Genomic DNA, 20,637 nt, shown 5'->3' with positions numbered 1-20,637 from the left:
TGGATATGGTAAAATAGTGCTAAGTTATTAAAGGATGTGTATTTTATGATGATTGTCGTCATGTTAATACTAAGTTATCTTATAGGAGCTTTTCCAAGTGGTTTAGTTATTGGAAAGTTATTCTTTAAAAAGGATATAAGACAATTTGGTAGTGGCAACACTGGAGCAACAAACAGTTTCAGAGTATTAGGAAGACCAGCAGGTTTTGTAGTTACATTCTTAGATATCTTTAAAGGATTCATAACTGTTTTCTTCCCTATATGGTTACCTGTACATGCAGATGGACCTATAAGTACATTCTTTACCCATGGCCTGATCGTAGGATTATTTGCTATTGTGGGTCATGTATATCCAATTTATTTAGGATTCAAAGGTGGTAAAGCTGTTGCAACGAGTGCTGGGGTAGTTTTAGGCGTTAATCCTATTCTTTTATTAATTTTAGCAGTTATTTTCTTCGCTGTATTAAAATTATTTAAATATGTGTCCTTATCAAGCATCATTGCAGCTATTTGTTGTGTTATTGGTTCTCTCATCATTCAGGACTATATATTACTAGCAGTAGGCGCAATAGTTGCCATTATATTAATCATACGTCATAAAACAAATATTGTTAGAATCTTTAAAGGTGAAGAGCCTAAGATAACATGGATGTAAATAATAAAATCTAAAACTTAATAGTCAATACAAAGCATTTAGTATGATATATGAAATTTATATCACACTGAGTGCTTTTTATTTTGTTAAATGTTTTGATTTATGATGATGTTATTGGTGAGTTTTATATAGTTTGATATACCTTTAGTCTTTGATAGTGGCTTATAACTCATTAAGTTAAAATAATTATATTAGGATATTAAGCTATGCTATAATTCTACTATCAATAAAATTCACAATTTAACCCCTAAAAAATATGGATAATTAATATGGAGGAACTATTTATGAAAATCGAGCTTACCCAACCAGCAGTTCAGTGGTTTAAAGATGAGTTTGACTTACCTCAAGATGACAAAGTATTACACTTTTTTGTACGTTTTGGTGGAGAATTCCAATTAAAACAAGGGTTTAGCCCTGCATTTAATGTTGAAAATAAAGCCGATGTAGAAGTGGCATATGAAGAAGAATTTGACGGACTCACTTTAGTCATCGCTGAGAAAGATTTATGGTATTTTGAAGATGATCATATTGTAGTAGATGCAGTTGATCATGAAGATGAAATTTCTTACAGTAAAAAGTAATTTAAAAACAGCCTAACAATGCCACTAAAGTGAGCAATGTTAGGCTATTTTCATTTTCTGATGCTAATTTAATTACAAATGATCGATACCATTTGTTACTTCTTCATCTATACCTTCTTTATTTAAAGCTTCAACTTTACTATATACTTCGTGCCAATCAGCAAAATAACGATCCAATCTAATAGGTTTAAATGTATCAGCTTTCATACAAATCAATTCAGTGTAACCTGTTGTAGCTAGTTCACCTTGTTCGTTAAATAATTCATAACGATATATTGAACGTAACCTTGAGTACTTTTCTACCCATGTCTTAATCGTTACTTTTTCAGGATAAAAAATAGATTTTTTATATTTAATATTTAAGTCGGTAACTGGAGAAATGATTCCTTGCTTTTCCATATCAGCATAATTAAATCCTAATTTCCCAATATAATCTGTACGGGCAACTTCAAACCATGTTGCGTAATTACCGTGATAAATCACACCCATTTTATCTGTTTCTTGATATCTTGGTTCAATTTCAGTCAAACTATAAATCATTGAATTCCAATCCTTCCTTAACTTATACATTACATATGTATTTTAGCATAAAAAAACTGTGCTAACCTAAACGTTAGCACAGTTCATTTTTATTATTGAGCTAATTTATTTCTTAATACCATTTGTAAGATACCACCATGACGATAGTAGTCTAATTCAACTAATGAGTCAAAACGAACCATTGCTTCGAAATCAACAACTTCTCCGTTTTCTTTTTTAGCATGAACTGTAACTAAATCATGAGGTTTTACATTTTCATCGATATCTACTGAAATTTCTTCTTTACCTTCTAAACCAAGAGAATCAGCTGATTCACCTTGTTTAAATTGTAATGGAAGTACACCCATCATAACTAAGTTTGAACGGTGAATACGTTCATAACTTTGAGCGATAACTGTTTTAACTCCTAATAAGTTTGTACCTTTAGCAGCCCAGTCACGTGAAGATCCCATACCATAGTCGTTACCAGCTAATACAGCTAAGCCAGTGCCATTTTCTTTATACTTCATAGCAGCATCATAAATAGGCATAACTTCGTCTGTAGGCCAATAAGTTGTAAAGCCACCTTCAGTACCTGGAGCTAATTGGTTTTTAATACGGATATTAGCGAATGTACCACGTACCATTACTTCGTGGTTACCACGTCTAGAACCGTAAGAGTTGAATTCTCTAATTGGAACATTGTGGTCTATTAAATACTTACCTGCTGGTGTATCTTTACCGATTGCACCTGCTGGAGAAATATGGTCAGTTGTTACTGAATCTCCAAATTTACCCATAATACGTAAGTCTTTTAATGGTTCAATTGTTCCTGGTTCTTTAGATAATCCTTGGAAGAATGATGGATTTTGAATATATGTTGAATTTGGATCGAAATCATATAGTGGTGCATCTGTTACATCGATTTCATTCCACATTTCATTATTTTCATAAACATTTGCATATTCTTCTAAGAATAATTCTGGTGTTACTACACTATCAACTGTGTCAGCAACTTCTTTAATACTTGGCCAGATATCTTTAAGGTAAACATCTTCGCCATCTTTACCTTTACCAATAGCTTCATTTTCTAAGTCAATATCTACAGTTCCAGCTAAAGCATAAGCAACAACCAATTGTGGTGAAGCTAAGTAGTTAGCTTTAACTAATGGATGGATACGACCTTCAAAGTTACGGTTACCTGAAAGTACAGATGTTACTAATAAATCTTCGTCAGCAACAGCTTTTTCGATTTCTGGTAATAATGGACCAGAGTTACCGATACATGTTGTACAACCATAACCAACTAAGTTGAAACCTAAATCATCAAGATATTCTTGTAATCCAGAATCTCTTAAATAACCTGTAACAACTTTAGAACCTGGAGCTAATGATGTTTTAACGTATTCAGGTACTTTTAAACCTTTTTCGATAGCTTTTTTAGCTACAAGACCTGCACCTAACATAACGTAAGGGTTTGAAGTGTTTGTACATGAAGTGATAGCTGCAATTGCTATATCACCAGTTTTCATAGTAGCTGTTCTACCATCATTGAAACTGATATTTGCTTGTTTATCAAATTCACTTTCATCTAGACCATGACCTTGGTTGCCAGCTGGTGCTGTAACTGATTTTTCAAATTCAGTTTTCATGTCACTTAAGAAAATTAAATCTTGTGGACGTTTTGGACCAGATAATGAAGCTTGTACTGTAGATAAGTCTAAGTCAATTACTTCAGTATATTCTGGGTCTTCATTTTCAACTTGGAAGAACATATTATTTTGTTGTAAATATTCTTTAACAAGTTCAATATGATCAGCTTTACGGCCAGTTAATTTCATATATTTAAGTGATTCTTCGTCAACTGGGAAGAAACCACATGTTGCACCGTATTCTGGCGCCATGTTAGCGATTGTAGCACGGTCAGCTAATGGTAAGTTTGTTACACCAGGACCGAAGAACTCTACGAATTTACCTACTACACCGCGTTTACGTAACTCTTCAGTTACACGTAAAGCTAAGTCAGTTGCAGTAGAACCTTGAGGTAATTCATTACTTAATCTAACACCAATTACTTCTGGAATTGGGAAGTAAGAAGGTTGTCCTAACATACCTGCTTCGGCTTCAATACCGCCGACACCCCAACCTAATACACCAATACCGTTAATCATTGTTGTATGAGAGTCAGTACCAACTAATGTATCAGGGAAAGCAGTTTGTTCACCTTCAACGTCACGAACATGAACAACATTCGCTAAATATTCTAAGTTTACTTGGTGAACGATACCAGTTGCAGGTGGTACAGCATTATAATTGTCAAATGCTTTAGTTGCCCAGTTTAAGAATTGATAACGTTCATAGTTTCTTTCGAATTCTAATTTCATATTACGTTCTAATGCGTCTGGGTTAGCGTAGCTATCTACTTGTACAGAGTGGTCAATAACTAAATCTACTGGTACTTCTGGGTTGATTTTGTTAATATCTCCACCAACATCATTCATTGCTTTACGTAAAGACGCTAAGTCAACTACTGCTGGTACACCAGTGAAGTCTTGTAAAATAACACGAGATGGTTTGAAAGGTACTTCACCTTCATTATCTTTTTTACCGAATTCTGCTAACTTTTTAATGTGATCGTCAGTGATTACAAAATCATCTTCCTGACGTAATACAGATTCTAATAATACACGAATTGAATAAGGTAATTTAGAAATTTTAGTTAAACCTTGTTCTTCTAATGATTTCAAATCATAGTATGTGTATGATTGGCCATTTAAATCAAATTGTTTCTTTGCTGTTTCTTTAAAATTAGAAGCCATTTGATATCCCCCTTGAAAATCTTTATATTTTATATGCCTTATTTAAATTGTATTATTATATGTTTTCGAAAACAACTATATAAGAGTAGAAAGACGTCGATTTTCATTTCGCATTTTTAATCAGGTAGTATAAGCAAAACTTATCATAAGACGTTAGTGCAATAAGTAAATTTTATTAATTGAGAATGGTTATCAATCGCAAGTATTAGTTTTCATTTTTTATAGATAAAAAGATACTACCAGCCCTATATAGAGCCGGTAGTATCTTCACTCATTTCTAAAAGAATTAATTATTGAATTATTCTTCTCTTTCACGGTTTCTTCTTGATTCACGTTTTTCTAAAATATCAGATTCATAATCTTCTTGTTGATATTTAACGTACTCTTCTAATCTGTGTTTATTAGGCGTTAATGTTAAGCCTAAGAATTTACGTTCTTTGTTGGCATCTTTGTAAAAGCTTATCATCATCAGTATGACGACAAAGGAGAATGGGAACGCACTAATAATGGCGGCACTCTGAATCGCGTTGAGTGCTTTTGTTCCATCTCCGCCACCAGCTAATAATAGAACGAATGCAATAAGTGCTTGAGCAATTCCCCAAGTTACTTTAACTGCACTGTTTGGATTTAATGAACCAAATGTTGTCTGCATACCTAAAACGAATGTTGCAGAGTCAGCTGATGTGATAAAGAATGAAGCAATTAAAATAAGTGCTATGAATGATAACACTATACCTAACGGAACGTGGTGGAATACACCAAATAATTGTGTTTCTGGAGTCATATCAAATAATTTTGGATGTTTTTTACCTGTTTCAATACCAAGAACACCGAATACACTAAACCAGATGAAACTTACAATTGCTGGTACTAATAGTACACCTGAAATAAATTCTCTGATTGAGCGTCCTTTTGAAACTCTGGCAATAAATACACCAACGAATGGGCTCCAACTTAACCACCAGCCCCAATAGTATAATGTCCATGTTGACATCCATTCACGTTTTTGACCATTTAATGCTGCAGTGTCAAAGCTATTGAATAAGAATGTATTTAACAAGCTACCTGTTGAACTTGTCATCATATTAAGGATTAATACAGTTGGTCCAATGATTAATGTAATAATCATTAATATGGCACCTAAACCAATATTTAAATTACTTAAATACTGAATACCTTTACTTAAACCTGACCAAGCACTAGCGATAAATAATATCGTTACAACAACGATAATAATTGCTTGAACCCAAGTTGTATTTGGAATTCCGAATAAGTAACTTAAACCACCATTAATTTGTAATGCGCCCATACCTAGTGATACAGCTACACCTACTAAAGTAGCAAATACTGATAAAACATCAATAAATGTTCCAATAGGTCCTTCTACTTTATCTCCTAAAAGTGGTCTTAGCGTTCTTGAAAGTAAACCAGGTTCACCTTTACGGAATTGAGAATATGCAAGTGCTAATGCTACTACACCATATACTGCCCATGCGTGGAATCCCCAATGGAAGAATGTAGAACGTAACGCTTCTGTATATGCTTCAGTAGTCTTTGGATCAGCATCAGGTGGTGAAGCAAAGTGTGACATAGGTTCAGCTGCACCATAGAAAACTAAACCAATACCCATTCCTGCACTGAATAACATTGCAAACCAAGAAATTGTCTTAAATTCTGGTTTATCATTTGGTTTACCTAACTTAAGTTTCCCTATAGGGCTAAAGATTAGGAAAATACAGAAGAAAACAATAACTGTAGTTAATATTAGGTAATACCAACCTAGTTTATCAGTAATCCACATTTTGACTTCATTAGTAACCGTGTCAAATTGAGATGGGAAAATGGCACCAATTAACACAACAATTGCTGCGACAATGGCACTGTAGATAAACACCGGAGAAATCTTCTTACCATTTTTTTCTTCAGAAGAAGAATTCATAATTAATTACTCCCTTCTTATTATTAAATTTTCAAACTAGTAAAATTAAATTATTATTTTTTTATCTTAAAACAATTAACTTTACTAAAACACTACTATAGGATAACAAAGCTCCATATTAGAATCAAATTTGATTAAAATTACTATTTTCTAAATTAATTATATGATGTATAATGACGATTATATTGTTATGAAAGGATTTTTTTATATGCTTAAAGAGTTTAAAGAGTTTGCATTAAAAGGCAATGTATTAGATTTAGCTGTAGCCGTAGTTATGGGCGCTGCATTTAATAAAATAATCACTGCATTAGTCCAATACATTATTATGCCATTAATTGGTAAAATATTTGGTTCTGTCAATTTCGCAGAGGACTGGGCTTTCTGGGGAATTAAATATGGTTTATTCATACAATCAATAATTGATTTTATAATCATAGCTTTTGCATTATTTATCTTTGTGAAAATCGCAAATACATTAATGAGAAAAGAAGAACCAGAAGAAGAATTAGAAGCAAACACTGTTCTTTTAACAGAAATCAGAGATTTATTACGAGAAAAAAATTAATAATTATTAATTAAAACGATTTATCAACCTAATTTATAGAAGTTGATAAATCGTTTTTTTTATTACTTTATGATTATTAATTCCATTTAAATTGTGTTGTGCTTTGGTATTGATTAGATGTCACTTCTAAAATGAGTGGTATTCGTTGTTTCAATTCACTTACATGAGATATGATTCCTACCATTCTTCCTGTAGATTTCAAATTAACTAATGTATCAAGTGCTGTTTCAAGTGTTTCTTGATCTAAAGTACCGAATCCTTCATCAATAAACATAGATTGTAATGAAATTCCTCCAGATTCTTGTTGTACAATCTCACTTAAACCTAATGCTAAAGCTAATGACGCTTGGAACGTTTCCCCTCCTGATAACGAACTTATATGTCTAGATTTATTTGAGTAAAAATCAAATACGTCAATTTCAAGACCACTAAACCCTTGTGATAAAGCTGCTCTTCTTTGTAACTGATATCTTTGACCGCTCATAGTTGCAAGACGAATATTAGCTTGAGCGATGATTTTTTCTAAATAATATACAAGAACGTAATTTTCTAAGGTTAACTTTTGACTATTTTTACCTGACAAAATTTCAGACAGATTAAAGATATCTTGTTGTTCTTTTAACTCTTTATTCAAGTAATTTATATTAGATTCAACTTCATTTCCTTTTTGTTCATTTAATTTGATTTGATACTCTAGCGTTGCTATCTCATTATTTAATTGATTCAATTGTTCTTTTGTCTTTGATAGATTTTCTTGTATTTTATCGATATCTTCCAAATTTCTATCTGAAACTAGCTTCGTTAGCCTATTTATTTCTACTTCATACATATGCAATTGTTTATTAAAATCATTAATTTCTTTCTCGATTGATTCCTTTTCATTAACGATTTCTATAATGCTTTGGATTTGTTCTATTGAAGATAAACTTAATCTATTCATTTCATTTTCAATTTCTTTTTGAGTTCGTTTAAGTTCATCTTGGCTTTCATTTAATGAAGTGGTATGATGCTTAACATTGTTTTCTTCAATACTTAGTTTTTGAGAAATATCACTCATGGCATGTTTATACTTCTCGGTTAGTTGTTCATATTCAGTAACATTATTTTTTAATTGTTCATAGTACAATTTAAACTCTTTAATGTTAGTAAATTGAGATGTCGTTTCAAAATCATTAATTCTAATTTCACATTGTTCAATTTTTGCATTTGTATCTTTTATTTCATTTTCTATTTCATATATTTCTTGTTTTTTTTGTTCAATTTTTTTATTTGTTGATAAGATACGGTCATTTTCTTTTTGATGTCTTACTTTTTCTTCCTGTTTTTCTCTAAGTTGAGTATTAAGTTTATCTATATTGAGAATTGATTTTTCATCTACATTAATATTTTTTAATTGTTCAGTAAGGTGATTAATTGAATTTTCAAATTTAGCTTTGTTTATTTTATGCTCATTTAATTCTTCTTGTAACGACTTTAATAACCTTTGCTTTTCATTAATGCTTTCGAAGTCAATATGTTGATCTAAAGAAGTGATTTCATTACCACAAACTGGGCAAGTATCTCCTATTGAAACAACTTGCTGTAATTGTTCTACTAACGTTTCTTTATTGTTTAAATTAATTTCATTTTGATTGATATCAGCTATCGCATTGGTTAATTTTTCAATTTCATTGTCCGTTTTCTCATTAGAATCTTTTATTTCATTAATTCTGGAATTTAGATTTTCTTTGGTTTTTACTTCTTCCAATTGCTTTTCAGTTGTTTCAATATTTTTTTCTATTTTGAAAATATCTTGAGATAATTGTTCAACTACATCGTAGTCAACGTCTTTCGAATCAATAGAATCTTTTAATTGATAGAATTCTTTTTCGACTTGCTCTTTCTTTTCTTTTAATTTTTCCAATTTAGATGAAAGTTTTTCCTTATCTTTATAACTTGAATCATATTTAGATAAATTAACATAGAAAGTATGTGTTTTTTCTAAATATGCTTTTTCTTTGTTTATTGATTCTTCACTTTCAGTTAAATTTTTTAATTGGTATTGATAGTCCTCTTGTTCTTGATTTAACTGTTTAATTGATTGTTTAGATGTTTCAACAGAATTTTCTATTTGTTTTAATTTTTTGTTTGTTTCATTTTTTCTATCAAGCAATTGTGATAAAGGTTTAATTTCGTTGATTTTATTTAGCTTTTCCTTTTGTTTATTGATGCTTTCTTCTTGTTCTTTTAATTGATTAAATTGATTTTTGTTTTTCTCTAATTCTTTTAAATTTGATTCCAGCTCTTTATTTTCATTCAAATTATGTTCAATCTTTGAAATCTTGTTCTCTAAAATATTTTTATCTTCATATTTACTTTGAGCCAATTTTTTACCGAATTCATTGAATTTTGGCAATGCATCTATTAATTTTTCAGTTTGCTGAACATTAATCGTTTTTAATTCTTCAAGGCTTTCACTGTCAAAGGTGTTGATATCATTCCATAATCTTTCAATATTCTTATATCTATCTTCAATTTGTTTTTTTTCATTTTTAACATCTTCACTCAAAGCTTTTTCAATTTGTTCAAATCTTTCACTATTAAAAAGAGTTCTTAATATACCTTGCTTTTCTTTACTATTAGATAATAAGAATTTTTTAAATTCACCTTGTGGTAATATAAATAATTGTCTAAATTGTTCAGCGTTAACGCCAATTAAATCAATAATAAATTGATTTCCAGCACTCACCATACTTTCACGTAAATCAAATTCATTATCATTGTATTCAAAAACATTTAGCTTTGCTGGTGTTTTAGTTGTATTTCCTTCTTTAATATAAGGTCCAGTTCGAACTATTTTAAAGATTTTGTTATTTAGTTCAAATTCAAAAGTAACTTGCATGGCTGAATTACCATCAGCAAAATGACTTCTTAAATCACTTTCTTTTCTATTTTTAGTTGAAGCTTCCCCATATAACGCATATACTATGGCATCAAATATCATTGTTTTACCAGAACCGGTCTTACCACTTATCAAAAATAATTGATTTTGATCTATTTTATGAAAATCTATTGTTTCATTTAAGAAAGGTCCAAAATTAGTTAAAGTTAACTTAGCAGGTTTCAATTTAATTAATCTTCCTTTCTCATCAAATTATTAATAATTTGATTAATTTTCTTTTCTTGAATATCACTCAGTTGTTCATTGGTTATGTTTTCATAAAATTTATTTATAATCGAAATATCACTTTCCTGTTTTATTTCAATTTGTTCGATTGCATCATAATATTCAAATGTCTCATTAGTTAATGCCAGTGTATTGGGATAAATTTGTTTCAAATTGATAATTGGATCTGATATATGAGACATATTTTTCAATCTAAAATGTATGTAATTATTTTTATTAGTAATATCTACCTTTTCTTGAATAACATCTTCGTAATCTCCAACTACTATTTCTAACTTTCTCATTGGTTCTATTGGAACGAAATAATCATTTATATTTTCTTTATTATTAAATTTAACAACACGATAACCTTTAGGTTGTCCAACTTCAGAAAATGAATATTGCAAAAGTGAACCACTGTATTTAATTCTATCTTCATTAATACTAAATGGATGATGTAGGTGACCTAATAGTACAAAATCAAATATATCAAACGATCTTTTTTCCACTGTCTCTACAGTTCCAATAGTTAATGGTCTTTCAGAATCTGATGTTTTGCCACCTTGGACAGTTAAATGACCAATTAAAACATTAATGCTACTCTTATCTAGCGTTTTTGACATATACATTATACATTTATCAAGTGCTTGTTGATGTGTTTGAATTGTTTCATCTTTAAAAAAGTGTTGCACTTCTGTTACTGTCGCAAATGGTAATGTATAAAAATTAACTCCCTTAATATTTATAGGCTCAATCATACTTTCTAATTTTGTTCTAATATATAAGTTACTATGTTCAAACCAATTTGCCCCGTAATTCAAACGTTCTTTTCCATCATGGTTTCCACTTATCATAACTACTGGTATTTTCATTTCAATATTAAGTTGTGAAATTGTTTCTTCAAATAGTTTTATCGTTTCTTTACCTGGATAAGTAGTATCATATAAATCTCCTGCAATAACGATGACATCAGGTTCTTCATCTTTCATTTTCTTTATAAACTGTTCTAATACATACCTTTGGTCCTCTAACAATTGCTTACCATTCAAAATTCGCCCTAAATGCCAATCTGCTGTATGAATTATTTTCATTTTTTACCTCCAAATAGAACGTTTGTTCGCAACTATTTTATAATTTTTTAATCTATATATCAAGTAAAAAACCACTCATCTCTAAAGATAAGTGGCTATAATATATTTAATGAACAATTGATTTTTTTACTTTTTTATACTGATAATACATTGCTAATCTCCATGGTACTATCATACAAAATGCTAATAAGAAAAACATACCCGCTATCTCACCTGGATCGATTTCGTTACTAATAAAGATTTTTAGAACAGTACGGATAACTAATAGAGAAATTAAGATAATCGGAAACGCTTTTGATCGTTTCATATAAATTTCGCTACCTTTAACTTCAAATCTAGATGTCCAAATTAACACTGTTGAGAAAAGTACACCTAAAATAAGTGACTCTAAAATCTCGGTACCAGTCAATCTAAAATATGGTACTACATACATTAGAGCACCTGTTGCCATAAAAAATGGAGGCAATATAATTTTCTTTTCATTAACTGGGAATTTTTGTGCCTTCATTCGAATCACAATAACAATTGCACCCATAAAGAATGCAACTACTATAGAAAATACTAAATATGCCACGCTTACACCTTCTCATATATTCTAAACTTTAATACTCTTTTTAATCACGTGTTAGTATATCATTAAATCAAGTCATTTTCATAGTTTTTAAATTAATAAATTCTAGCTATTTTATAAATTAACTTGTTTTCTCATTCTCCATAAAAAAAGGGATTAAATCAACGTTAACATTGACTTAATCCCCACTAATATTTATCTTATTTCTTTTGACCTTTCATGCCTTGGTCCATATTTTTGTTCATCATAGTCATCATTTGATTGATTTTCTTTTGAGAAGGTTTTTGACCCATTTGCATCATCATCATACGTAGCATTTCTTCATTAATAGGTGGGTTTTTTTTCAAATAATCCATCATATATTTTCTTGCTAAGAAGAAACCACCAGCTAAACCTGCGATTAATGCTATTATAATTAAAATAATTGCTAACCAAATTGCCATTGTTTCACCCACTTTCTTTATCCTAATGAATTTTACTAGATTCAAATATTTATTTCAAGACAAATTTGTATCTTAAAATAACGCACATCAAAAATAATAACAAATTTTCAATATATATTAAATGTACTTTTGAATATTAAAGTTAACATTTAAAAACTGCTAGTTTCGCATAAGCTTAACTAGCAGTTTATTTGAGTTTAAATTATTGATTAACTAAAATTCACGAATTTGGTTTAAAACATTTTCTTTAGTAAATCCATATTTTTCAACTACTAAATCGCCAGGAGCACTTGCACCGAAGCTATCTATACCAATAACTTTACCTTGTGTTCCAACATATTTATGCCAACCAAGTGGTGAAGCCATTTCAATAGCAACACGTTTAGTAATATTTGAAGGAATAACAGACTCTTTATATTCTTCAGATTGTTGTTCGAAAGCGAACCAGTTTGGCATAGAAACAACTCTAACACCTTTACCTTGAGCATCTAAGTCTTTTGCAGCCTCTACTGCTAAGCTTACTTCAGAACCAGTTGCTAATAATAGGTATTCTGGAGTTTCTTTAGATTCATATACAATATATGCACCTTTACGTACACCTTCTTCAACAGTTTCTTCAGAAACATCTAAAGTAGGTAAATTTTGACGTGTAAGTAATAATGATGTTGGAGTGCCTTCTGATTCTAATGCAACTTCCCAAGCCACTCTAGTTTCATTACCGTCAGCAGGACGAATCACATTCATATTTGGAATTGCACGTAATCCAGCTAATTGTTCAATTGGTTCGTGTGTTGGACCATCTTCACCAACTGCGATTGAATCGTGTGTAAATACAAATGTTGAATTTAATCCCATAATTGCAGATAAACGTAAAGCTGGTTTTAGGTAGTCACTGAATACGAAGAATGTTGCACCATATGGATGTAAACCTCCATGTGCAGCCATACCATTAACAGCAGCGCCCATTCCAAATTCACGAACACCAAACCAAATGTTTTTACCGTCACGATTATTTTTATCATAATCTTTAGCTTCTTTAACATTTGATTTATTTGAACCAGCTAAGTCAGCTGAACCACCAAAGAATGAAGGTACATGTTTACTTAACGCTTGAATAACTTCACCAGAATCTGCACGTGAAGCTGCATTATGATCTGCATCAAATTTAGGTAAAGCTTCTCTGTAATCTTGAGGTAATTTACCACTTACAGCTAATTTAAATTCTTCCGCTAATTCAGGATAAGCTTTACTATACTCTTCAACTTTATTTTTCCAATTTTCTTCATTTTCATTAGCACGTTTTAACATTGTTGAATTGAAAATGTCGTAAACTTCTTGTGGTACATTAAATCTCTTTTCAGGGTCTAATCCATAAGCTTCTAAAGTTAATTTACGTTCTTCGTCGCCTAGAGGAGCACCATGAACGCCATTTGTACCTGATTTATTAGGCGCGCCATAACCAATTACAGTTTTAACTTCAATGATTGTTGGACCTTGCTGAGATTTAGCTTTATTAATTGCATTATCAATTTCTTCTAAATCATTACCATCTTTAACAAAAATGTAGTTCCAACCATATGATTCGAAACGAGATTTAGTATTTTCAGAGAATGCTTTATCTAAATCTCCATCTAATGAAATATCATTTGAATCATATAATACGATTAATTTATCTAATTGATTATGACCTGCAAATGATGCAGCCTCATGAGAAATACCTTCCATTAAATCCCCATCAGAAGCTAGAACATAAGTATAATGATCTACAACATTATAGTTATCTTTGTTAAATTTACCAGCTAAATGACTTTCAGCTAAAGCCATTCCGACTGACATTGCAAATCCTTGACCAAGAGGTCCTGTTGTCACTTCTACACCATCAGTGTGTCTGAATTCAGGGTGACCTGGAGTTTTAGAATCCCATTGTCTAAATTGTTTTAGTTCATCCATTTCTAAACTACCAGAAACGTGTAATAAACTATATAATAAAGCAGAACCATGACCTGCAGATAATACAAATCTGTCTCTATTGAAATAGTCTTTAGATTGTGGGTTGAAATTTAGGTGTCTTGTCCATAGTGTGTAAGCCATTGGTGCTGCTCCCATTGGTAAACCTGGGTGACCTGAATTGGCCTTTTCTATTGTATCGATACTTAATGCACGAATTGTATCGATTGCTAATTGATCTTCTTTATTGAACATTATATATTCTTCCCTTCTAATAATAATACTTAATGCCAATTATAACTTATTTTAATATAAATTCATAAAGAAAAATCTGAAAAATTTTTAATTTTCCATATTAATCTATATTTAAAATTCAGTAATTAGCATTCTATTTTTCTTTATTTTGTCGTTGAATTTGTTTTAATTTCTCAGGAGTAACATCATTTCCCTCAGGATCAATGACCTTAGTACTTTTAAGTTGTTGTTTGAACCCTTTTCTAAATGAATCAAGATACTGTTTTCTTAATTTAGATTGTTCTTTTGCTTCTTCATTGGTCAAACCTTTTTCTTTTTTCTTTTTAGCTAATTCATTAATTCTATCAATATTTAAATTATTAGACATTTTAGCTCCTACTTTCGTTTGTTAATCGTTTAAATTGATAATTTGTTAGAAAATAACCTACTACATATTATTTCAATAAGTAAAATGGATTTATTCTGTGTATATACCTTTTGTAAAATATAACAAAAAAAGGAGCGTAACCAAATCGTTACGCTCACATAAACTATTAAATGTGATATTAGTTAATTGATGCGAACACTGATCCTGAATTTTGTTCGCTATCATCTTGTTTATTTAAAGATTGATTAGTATTATGATTAACGTTTTGATGTATTTCATGGTCTGTCATTTCGTACGTTTGTTCTGAATGCTCATTTTGGTTAACGCTTAAGAAAAATACTAGAAAAATAAGACAAGATATTAAAAATACTGATATATAAGTTAAAAATGTTTTTGTTTGTTTTGTTAACATTGCATCTCACTCCTAGAACGTTTGTTTGTATTATTAATTTAACAGAACAGATGTTCCATGTCAACACTTTAACGAACAAACGTTTGTTTTTTGTTTATGTAGATGCTATAATATAATCAAATAAAATTAGGGAGTGCCTATATATGAGAGAGTTAACGAAAAGACAAAGTGAAATATATGATTACATTAAACATATTGTTCAATCAAAAGGGTATCCACCGAGTGTTCGAGAAATCGGAGAGGCTGTAGGATTAGCTTCGAGTTCGACTGTTCATGGTCATTTATCAAGATTAGAAGAAAAAGGTTACATTAGACGAGACCCTACTAAACCAAGAGCAATTGAAATTGTTAGCGAACAATTAGGCGACAATATTAATATGGAAGAAACGATTCACGTTCCTGTTATAGGTAAAGTAACGGCCGGAATTCCAATTACAGCAGTCGAAAATATTGAAGAGTATTTCCCACTACCCGAACATTTAACATCTACACATAACAGTGATATTTTCATATTAAATGTTGTAGGTGATAGTATGATTGAAGCAGGTATTCTAGATGGAGATAAAGTAATTGTTCGTAGTCAAACAATTGCTGAAAATGGAGATATTATTGTTGCTATGACAGAAGATGATGAGGCTACAGTTAAACGATTCTACAAAGAAAAAAATCGTTATAGATTGCAACCTGAAAATAGCACAATGGATCCAATTTATTTAGACAATGTCATAGTAGTTGGTAAAGTTATCGGTTTATATAGAGAAATGTAATCATATTTTATGCTCATAACCCCCTATAAATAATAAAAGGATTAGGCGATTGCCTAATCCTTTTTATTTTGATTCTTTTTTAAAACTTCTTTTACTTTATCTAAGATATCAGGTTGTTGTTTTGATTTAGTTGACATTCTATCTACTTCCTTACAACTAATTATTACCCAAAGATGATTAACTCTAAACGATTAACCAGTATAATTTTCTGTCCAATACGGTTGTCGACGATCATTAAAATCAACACCTACGCCTAAAGTAGAAAAGCTATCATTTAAAATATTTTTTCGATGACCTAATGAATTCATTAATCCTTCATGTGCAAATATACTACTTTGTTGTCATACGCTAAATTTTCACCAGCAGAACTAAAATCATGATGATCATCTTTCAAACGATCAAAAGGTGATTTTCCTTTTAAATCTGTATGATCAAAGTAGTTATTGTCCGCCATATCTTGACTATGCTTTCTAGCAGTATTAGAAACTGAAGCTGAATATTTTAAAGTTGGTAATTGATGTTGTTTACGTTCAGCATTTACGATGTCAAAATTTTGTAATTCAAAACTCTTTTCTAATGATTTGGAAGGTGCACCATATTGTTCTTGTAATCTATTTTCCATAGCTTCACTCACTTGATATAAAGCTGTTACGCCATTTTTTTCATGTTTATCGTAAAATACTGTTGTGTAAATGTGATTTTTATGGAAAATATCGTACTCGTCATTTTTAACTTCAAAACGTTTGTTACCTTTACTTATTTCTTCTATAGGTTTACCTAAACGATCTCGAACTGCCTTTTTAGGTGTAGCATATTTAATTTTAGACTGTGAAGATATTAAATTTTGATTCGTATACATGCCATTGACACGATTTTTAATATAACTAATCATTATGAATTGATTATAATCATTATCATAATACGTATACCAATGTGTACCGTATTCATTGGAAGTTATGCGTTTTTCTTTACCTAATTTATCCTCAACGTCTTTTTTTGTCATATTCATTTGAATATTATTAATCGCAAATTCTTGTTTGTCAGGAACATCTAAGCTTAAGTCTTCTTCATTTGAATTACCATATGCCCATTGATCAACTTGCTCTCTAACTTCTTGTTGTAAATGCTCTGTAAATTTGAACTCATTTAATGGTAAGAAAATAACGAGACACAAGAAGAATATAAAAAATACTAGAAATCTTTTAATTTTAGCCACCTACCGTATGATATTAATCTCTATCCCCATTAAAAATTGAATTTCTAACAATGACATAATCCACTGTTCGAAGAGATTTCAAATCTTTGCCACCTGCATAAGAAATAGAACTTTGTAAATCTTGTTGCATCTCTTTTAAAGTGTCTTTTAATGAACCTTTATGTTCAACAAACATTTTTTTACCTTCAACATTTTTATGTTCACCTTTTTGGAATTCTGACGCACTACCAAAATATTCTTTATATCGCTTACCTTCTAATTCAACAGTTTCTCCAGGAGATTCTTCATGTGCTGCAAATAGTGATCCTATCATTACCATAGAAGCACCAAATCGAATAGACTTAGCGATATCACCGTGTGTACGTAATCCGCCATCTGCTATGATAGGTTTTCTAGCTGCTTTACTACATAAATTAAGTGCAGATAATTGCCAACCACCTGTACCAAATCCAGTTTTTATTTTTGTAATACATACACGTCCCGGACCGATACCAACTTTTGTAGCATCAGCACCAGCATTTTCTAATTCTCTTACGCCTTCAGGTGTTCCTACGTTTCCTGCTATAACAAAAGAATTAGGTAGGTTCGTTTTGATGTGTTTAATCATATTAATTACCGAATCTGAATGACCATGAGCGATATCAATAGTAATATACTCGGGTGTTAAATTTTCATTTGATAATTGCTCAATAAAGTCAAATTCTGATTTCTTTACGCCAACTGATATGGATGCAAATAGATTATTTTGTTGCATTTTATTGATAAACGGAATTCTAGCTGCTTCATTAAAACGGTGCATGATATAAAAATAATCATTTTCAGCAAACCATTGAGCTAATTCTTCATTCATTACTGTTTGCATATTAGCTGGTACTACTGGAAGTTTAAAGGTACGAGGACCAAATTTTATCGATGTATCGCATTCTGATCTACTTTCAACAATACATTTGTTTGGTATTAGTTGTATGTCTTCATAATCAAATATTTTCATATTAATTAAATAGCCCCTTTTTAAAAACAATAATATTAGGATAAATAGCTAAAATCCGAATAATCATAGTTTTATCAGTTGTTTTATTCAGAAATTCATTATCCTTATTAACTGTACATTGTTTTATTGTTCTTGTAAATGGACTTTAGGACTAGTTTTACCAACTAGATTTTTTAACACCTGGTATTTGACCTTTATGTGCGTGTTCTCTAAAAGCAATTCGTGACATTTCAAATTTACGTAATACGCCTCTTGGTCTTCCTGTCACTTTACATCTGCGAGTTAAACGTGTTGGTGAAGAATCACGTGGTAATTTTTTTAATGCTTCATAATCACCTTTAGCTTTCAATTCTTTTCTTAATTCAAAATATTTATCTACTAGTTCTTGTCTTTTTTGTTCTTTTGCAATCTTAGATTTTTTAGCCATTTCCATTACCTCTCTTTTTATAAATCGTAATAATTTCGTTTTATATATTAACACGATTATCTCAATTTGCAAATCTAAAAGTTCTATAACAAACATATTTCTGTTTAAAAATGACATTTACTCGTAAAAAAAGAGACCTTTTCCTAAAGAAAAAGGTCCCTTAAGCCATTTCAAATTGTCGTATTTGAAAGATAAGATTTATTTAGTTTCACGATGTAACGTATATTTATTTAATCTAGGGCAGTATTTTTTCATTTCAATACGCTCAGGATTATTTCTTTTATTTTTTGTAGTGATATAGTTACGATCGCCACACTCTGTGCATGCTAATGTGATATTTACGCGCACGTTAAACACCCTTTCTAATTAGGAATACTTACGATTTAAAATTTTATCATAAATTTGTTTTGTGCGCAATCTTCAATTTTATTTATTAAAATTTTCGTAAGTTTCGTCTTGTTCGCCTTCTAAATCAACTGTATTTATATCAATGCCTAATGCTTTCGCTACACCTTTACCATAATCAGGGTCAGCTTTATAACAATGACGGATATGACGACGTTTCACATCTTCAGTTACACCATCCATAGCATTCGCTGTATTTGTAAAGATACGCTCTTTCGCTTCATCAGATTGTAATCTAAATAATTTACCAGGTTGTTCGAAGTAATTATCATCATCTTGTCTTTGATTATATTCATAACCATCACCGTCTACAGGGAAAGCAGGCTTTTTGAATTCTGGTTGAGAATCATATACGCCTTGATTATTTGGATAGTAGTGAGGTCCACCACCTTGGTTATCGTCTAAGATACGCATTTGACCGTCACGACTAAATGGACATAAGTTTTCAATGCCTACACCTTTAGGTTGGTTAACAGGAATTTGCCAATGGTTTACGCCTAATCTATAGCGTTGAGCATCTCCATAAGAGAATAAACGTCCTTGTAACATTTTATCTGGCGAGAAGTCTAAACCAGGTACAATGTTAGTTGGCGCAAATGCAGCTTGTTCTACATCTTGGAAATAGTTATTAGGATTACGGTTAAGTTCAAATTCTCCAACTTCGATTAAAGGATAATCGCCGTGGTACCAAACTTTAGTTAAATCGAATGGATTATCTTTATGATTTTTAGCTTGTTCTTCAGTCATCACTTGGATATACATTTTCCATTTAGGATAGTCTCCATTTTCAATGGCATTAAATAAATCACGTTGAGATGAATCACGATCTGTAGCAATTATGTTAGCCGCTTCATCATCAGATAAGTTTTCAATACCTTGTTGACTTCTGAAGTGATATTTAACCCATACACGTTCGCCTTTATCGTTATACATTGAATAAGTATGAGAACCGAAACCATGCATATGACGTAAATCTTTTGGAATACCTCTATCAGACATTAAAATTGTAACTTGATGTAATGATTCAGGTAATCCTGTCCAAAAGTCCCAGTTATTTTGTGCACTTCTCATATTTGTTCTAGGATCTCTTTTAACTGCTCTGTTTAAACTTACAAATAATTTAGGATCTCTAAAGAAGAATACAGGTGTATTGTTCCCTACTAGATCCCAGTTACCTTCTTCAGTGTAGAATTTTAAAGCAAATCCACGAATATCACGTTCAGCATCTGCTGCGCCTCTTTCTCCTGAAACTGTAGAAAATCTTGCGAACATTTCAGTTTGTTTACCTACTTCTGAGAAGATTTTAGCACTTGTGTATTTAGTAATATCATTCGTTACAGTAAAAGTACCAAATGCGCCTGATCCTTTTGCATGCATACGTCTTTCTGGAATAACTTCACGATCAAAGTGAGACATTTGTTCTAAAAAGTATATATCTTGCATCATTAATGGTCCACGTGGGCCAGCTGTCATGCTATTTTCTCTATCTGATACAGGTGCTCCAAATAAACCTGTTAATTTTC

At 30.9% G+C, this 20,637-nt stretch carries 18 protein-coding genes and 1 pseudogene; 4 read left to right on the top strand and 15 right to left on the bottom strand.

The genetic code is table 11. The annotated features are described in order from the left end of the window. Positions 1 to 45 precede the first annotated feature (45 nt). On the top strand, positions 46 to 654 hold the full coding sequence (plsY, locus tag CD121_RS04970; RefSeq protein ID WP_017638427.1) for a glycerol-3-phosphate 1-O-acyltransferase PlsY: 609 nt from the start codon (positions 46 to 48) through the stop codon (positions 652 to 654). Between the two features lie 284 nt (positions 655 to 938). Next, positions 939 to 1,235, top strand: coding sequence for a HesB/YadR/YfhF family protein (locus CD121_RS04965; RefSeq protein ID WP_126567541.1), 297 nt, complete (start codon positions 939 to 941; stop codon positions 1,233 to 1,235). 72 nt (positions 1,236 to 1,307) lie between these two features. Here CD121_RS04965 and menI read toward each other — a convergent pair whose 3' ends face one another. The 3 genes from menI to CD121_RS04950 form a co-directional block, all read right to left on the bottom strand. Continuing rightward, entirely contained in the window at positions 1,308 to 1,775 is a 468-nt protein-coding gene (gene menI / locus CD121_RS04960; RefSeq protein WP_017638425.1) for a 1,4-dihydroxy-2-naphthoyl-CoA hydrolase MenI, read from the bottom strand. Between the two features lie 92 nt (positions 1,776 to 1,867). Then, the gene (gene acnA, locus CD121_RS04955; protein WP_029055394.1) at positions 1,868 to 4,573 is read right to left on the bottom strand and encodes an aconitate hydratase AcnA; all 2,706 of its coding nucleotides are present in this window, start codon (positions 4,571 to 4,573) and stop codon (positions 1,868 to 1,870) included. A gap of 298 nt (positions 4,574 to 4,871) precedes the next feature. Next, positions 4,872 to 6,512 (bottom strand): BCCT family transporter, encoded by a 1,641-nt coding sequence (locus CD121_RS04950; protein WP_126567540.1) that lies wholly within the window; start codon positions 6,510 to 6,512, stop codon positions 4,872 to 4,874. Between the two features lie 208 nt (positions 6,513 to 6,720). On the opposite strand from CD121_RS04950, the gene mscL reads away from it, so the two are divergent. Further along, positions 6,721 to 7,077 carry a large conductance mechanosensitive channel protein MscL gene (gene mscL / locus CD121_RS04945; protein WP_017638422.1) on the top strand — a complete coding sequence of 119 codons (357 nt, stop codon included), beginning with the start codon at positions 6,721 to 6,723 and terminating at the stop codon, positions 7,075 to 7,077. 76 nt (positions 7,078 to 7,153) lie between these two features. Here mscL and sbcC read toward each other — a convergent pair whose 3' ends face one another. The 7 genes from sbcC to sosA all read right to left on the bottom strand — a co-directional run bounded on the left by sbcC (position 7,154) and on the right by sosA (position 15,308). Beyond that, positions 7,154 to 10,183, bottom strand: a complete 3,030-nt coding sequence (sbcC, locus tag CD121_RS04940) for an exonuclease subunit SbcC (protein WP_126567539.1) — start codon at positions 10,181 to 10,183, stop codon at positions 7,154 to 7,156. 5 nt (positions 10,184 to 10,188) lie between these two features. After that, positions 10,189 to 11,313 (bottom strand): exonuclease subunit SbcD, encoded by a 1,125-nt coding sequence (gene sbcD, locus CD121_RS04935; protein WP_126567538.1) that lies wholly within the window; start codon positions 11,311 to 11,313, stop codon positions 10,189 to 10,191. 106 nt (positions 11,314 to 11,419) lie between these two features. Beyond that, positions 11,420 to 11,887 (bottom strand): CcdC family protein, encoded by a 468-nt coding sequence (locus CD121_RS04930; protein ID WP_029055398.1) that lies wholly within the window; start codon positions 11,885 to 11,887, stop codon positions 11,420 to 11,422. Between the two features lie 197 nt (positions 11,888 to 12,084). After that, on the bottom strand, positions 12,085 to 12,327 hold the full coding sequence (locus CD121_RS04925) for a YneF family protein (RefSeq protein ID WP_029055399.1): 243 nt from the start codon (positions 12,325 to 12,327) through the stop codon (positions 12,085 to 12,087). A gap of 213 nt (positions 12,328 to 12,540) precedes the next feature. Then, the gene (gene tkt, locus CD121_RS04920) at positions 12,541 to 14,529 is read right to left on the bottom strand and encodes a transketolase (protein WP_126567537.1); all 1,989 of its coding nucleotides are present in this window, start codon (positions 14,527 to 14,529) and stop codon (positions 12,541 to 12,543) included. Between the two features lie 133 nt (positions 14,530 to 14,662). Continuing rightward, entirely contained in the window at positions 14,663 to 14,896 is a 234-nt protein-coding gene (locus tag CD121_RS04915) for a DUF896 domain-containing protein (protein ID WP_126567536.1), read from the bottom strand. Positions 14,897 to 15,074: 178 nt separating this feature from the next. Further along, complete coding sequence (gene sosA / locus CD121_RS04910) at positions 15,075 to 15,308, bottom strand: DNA damage-induced cell division inhibitor SosA (RefSeq protein WP_017637359.1); 234 nt, start codon at positions 15,306 to 15,308, stop codon at positions 15,075 to 15,077. Between the two features lie 143 nt (positions 15,309 to 15,451). On the opposite strand from sosA, the gene lexA reads away from it, so the two are divergent. Then, a complete protein-coding gene (gene lexA, locus CD121_RS04905; protein ID WP_017637358.1) occupies positions 15,452 to 16,075 on the top strand; it encodes a transcriptional repressor LexA in 624 nt (207 codons plus the stop codon). 191 nt (positions 16,076 to 16,266) lie between these two features. On the opposite strand, the pseudogene CD121_RS04900 reads toward lexA, so the two are convergent. The 5 genes and pseudogenes from CD121_RS04900 to CD121_RS04880 all read right to left on the bottom strand — a co-directional run. Further along, positions 16,267 to 17,291 (bottom strand): annotated as a pseudogene (locus CD121_RS04900) (CAP domain-containing protein). A 13-nt stretch (positions 17,292 to 17,304) separates the two neighbouring features. After that, entirely contained in the window at positions 17,305 to 18,282 is a 978-nt protein-coding gene (gene guaC / locus CD121_RS04895; RefSeq protein WP_017637356.1) for a GMP reductase, read from the bottom strand. A gap of 157 nt (positions 18,283 to 18,439) precedes the next feature. Beyond that, entirely contained in the window at positions 18,440 to 18,709 is a 270-nt protein-coding gene (gene rpsN, locus CD121_RS04890; protein ID WP_017637355.1) for a 30S ribosomal protein S14, read from the bottom strand. Between the two features lie 198 nt (positions 18,710 to 18,907). Continuing rightward, positions 18,908 to 19,057: a 50S ribosomal protein L33 gene (gene rpmG / locus CD121_RS04885; protein WP_001831295.1), complete on the bottom strand. Its 150-nt coding sequence runs from the start codon at positions 19,055 to 19,057 to the stop codon at positions 18,908 to 18,910. Positions 19,058 to 19,135: 78 nt separating this feature from the next. Continuing rightward, positions 19,136 to 20,637, bottom strand: a 1,502-nt coding sequence (locus CD121_RS04880; protein ID WP_143565112.1) for a catalase, incomplete at its 5' end; no start/stop codon positions are given.

The sequence above is a fragment of the Staphylococcus pasteuri genome, assembly GCF_003970495.1.
Classification (GTDB): Bacteria; Bacillota; Bacilli; order Staphylococcales; family Staphylococcaceae; genus Staphylococcus; species Staphylococcus pasteuri.
Note: the sequence above shows the minus strand (reverse complement) of the source record. Positions and strands in the feature narration are given on the sequence as shown.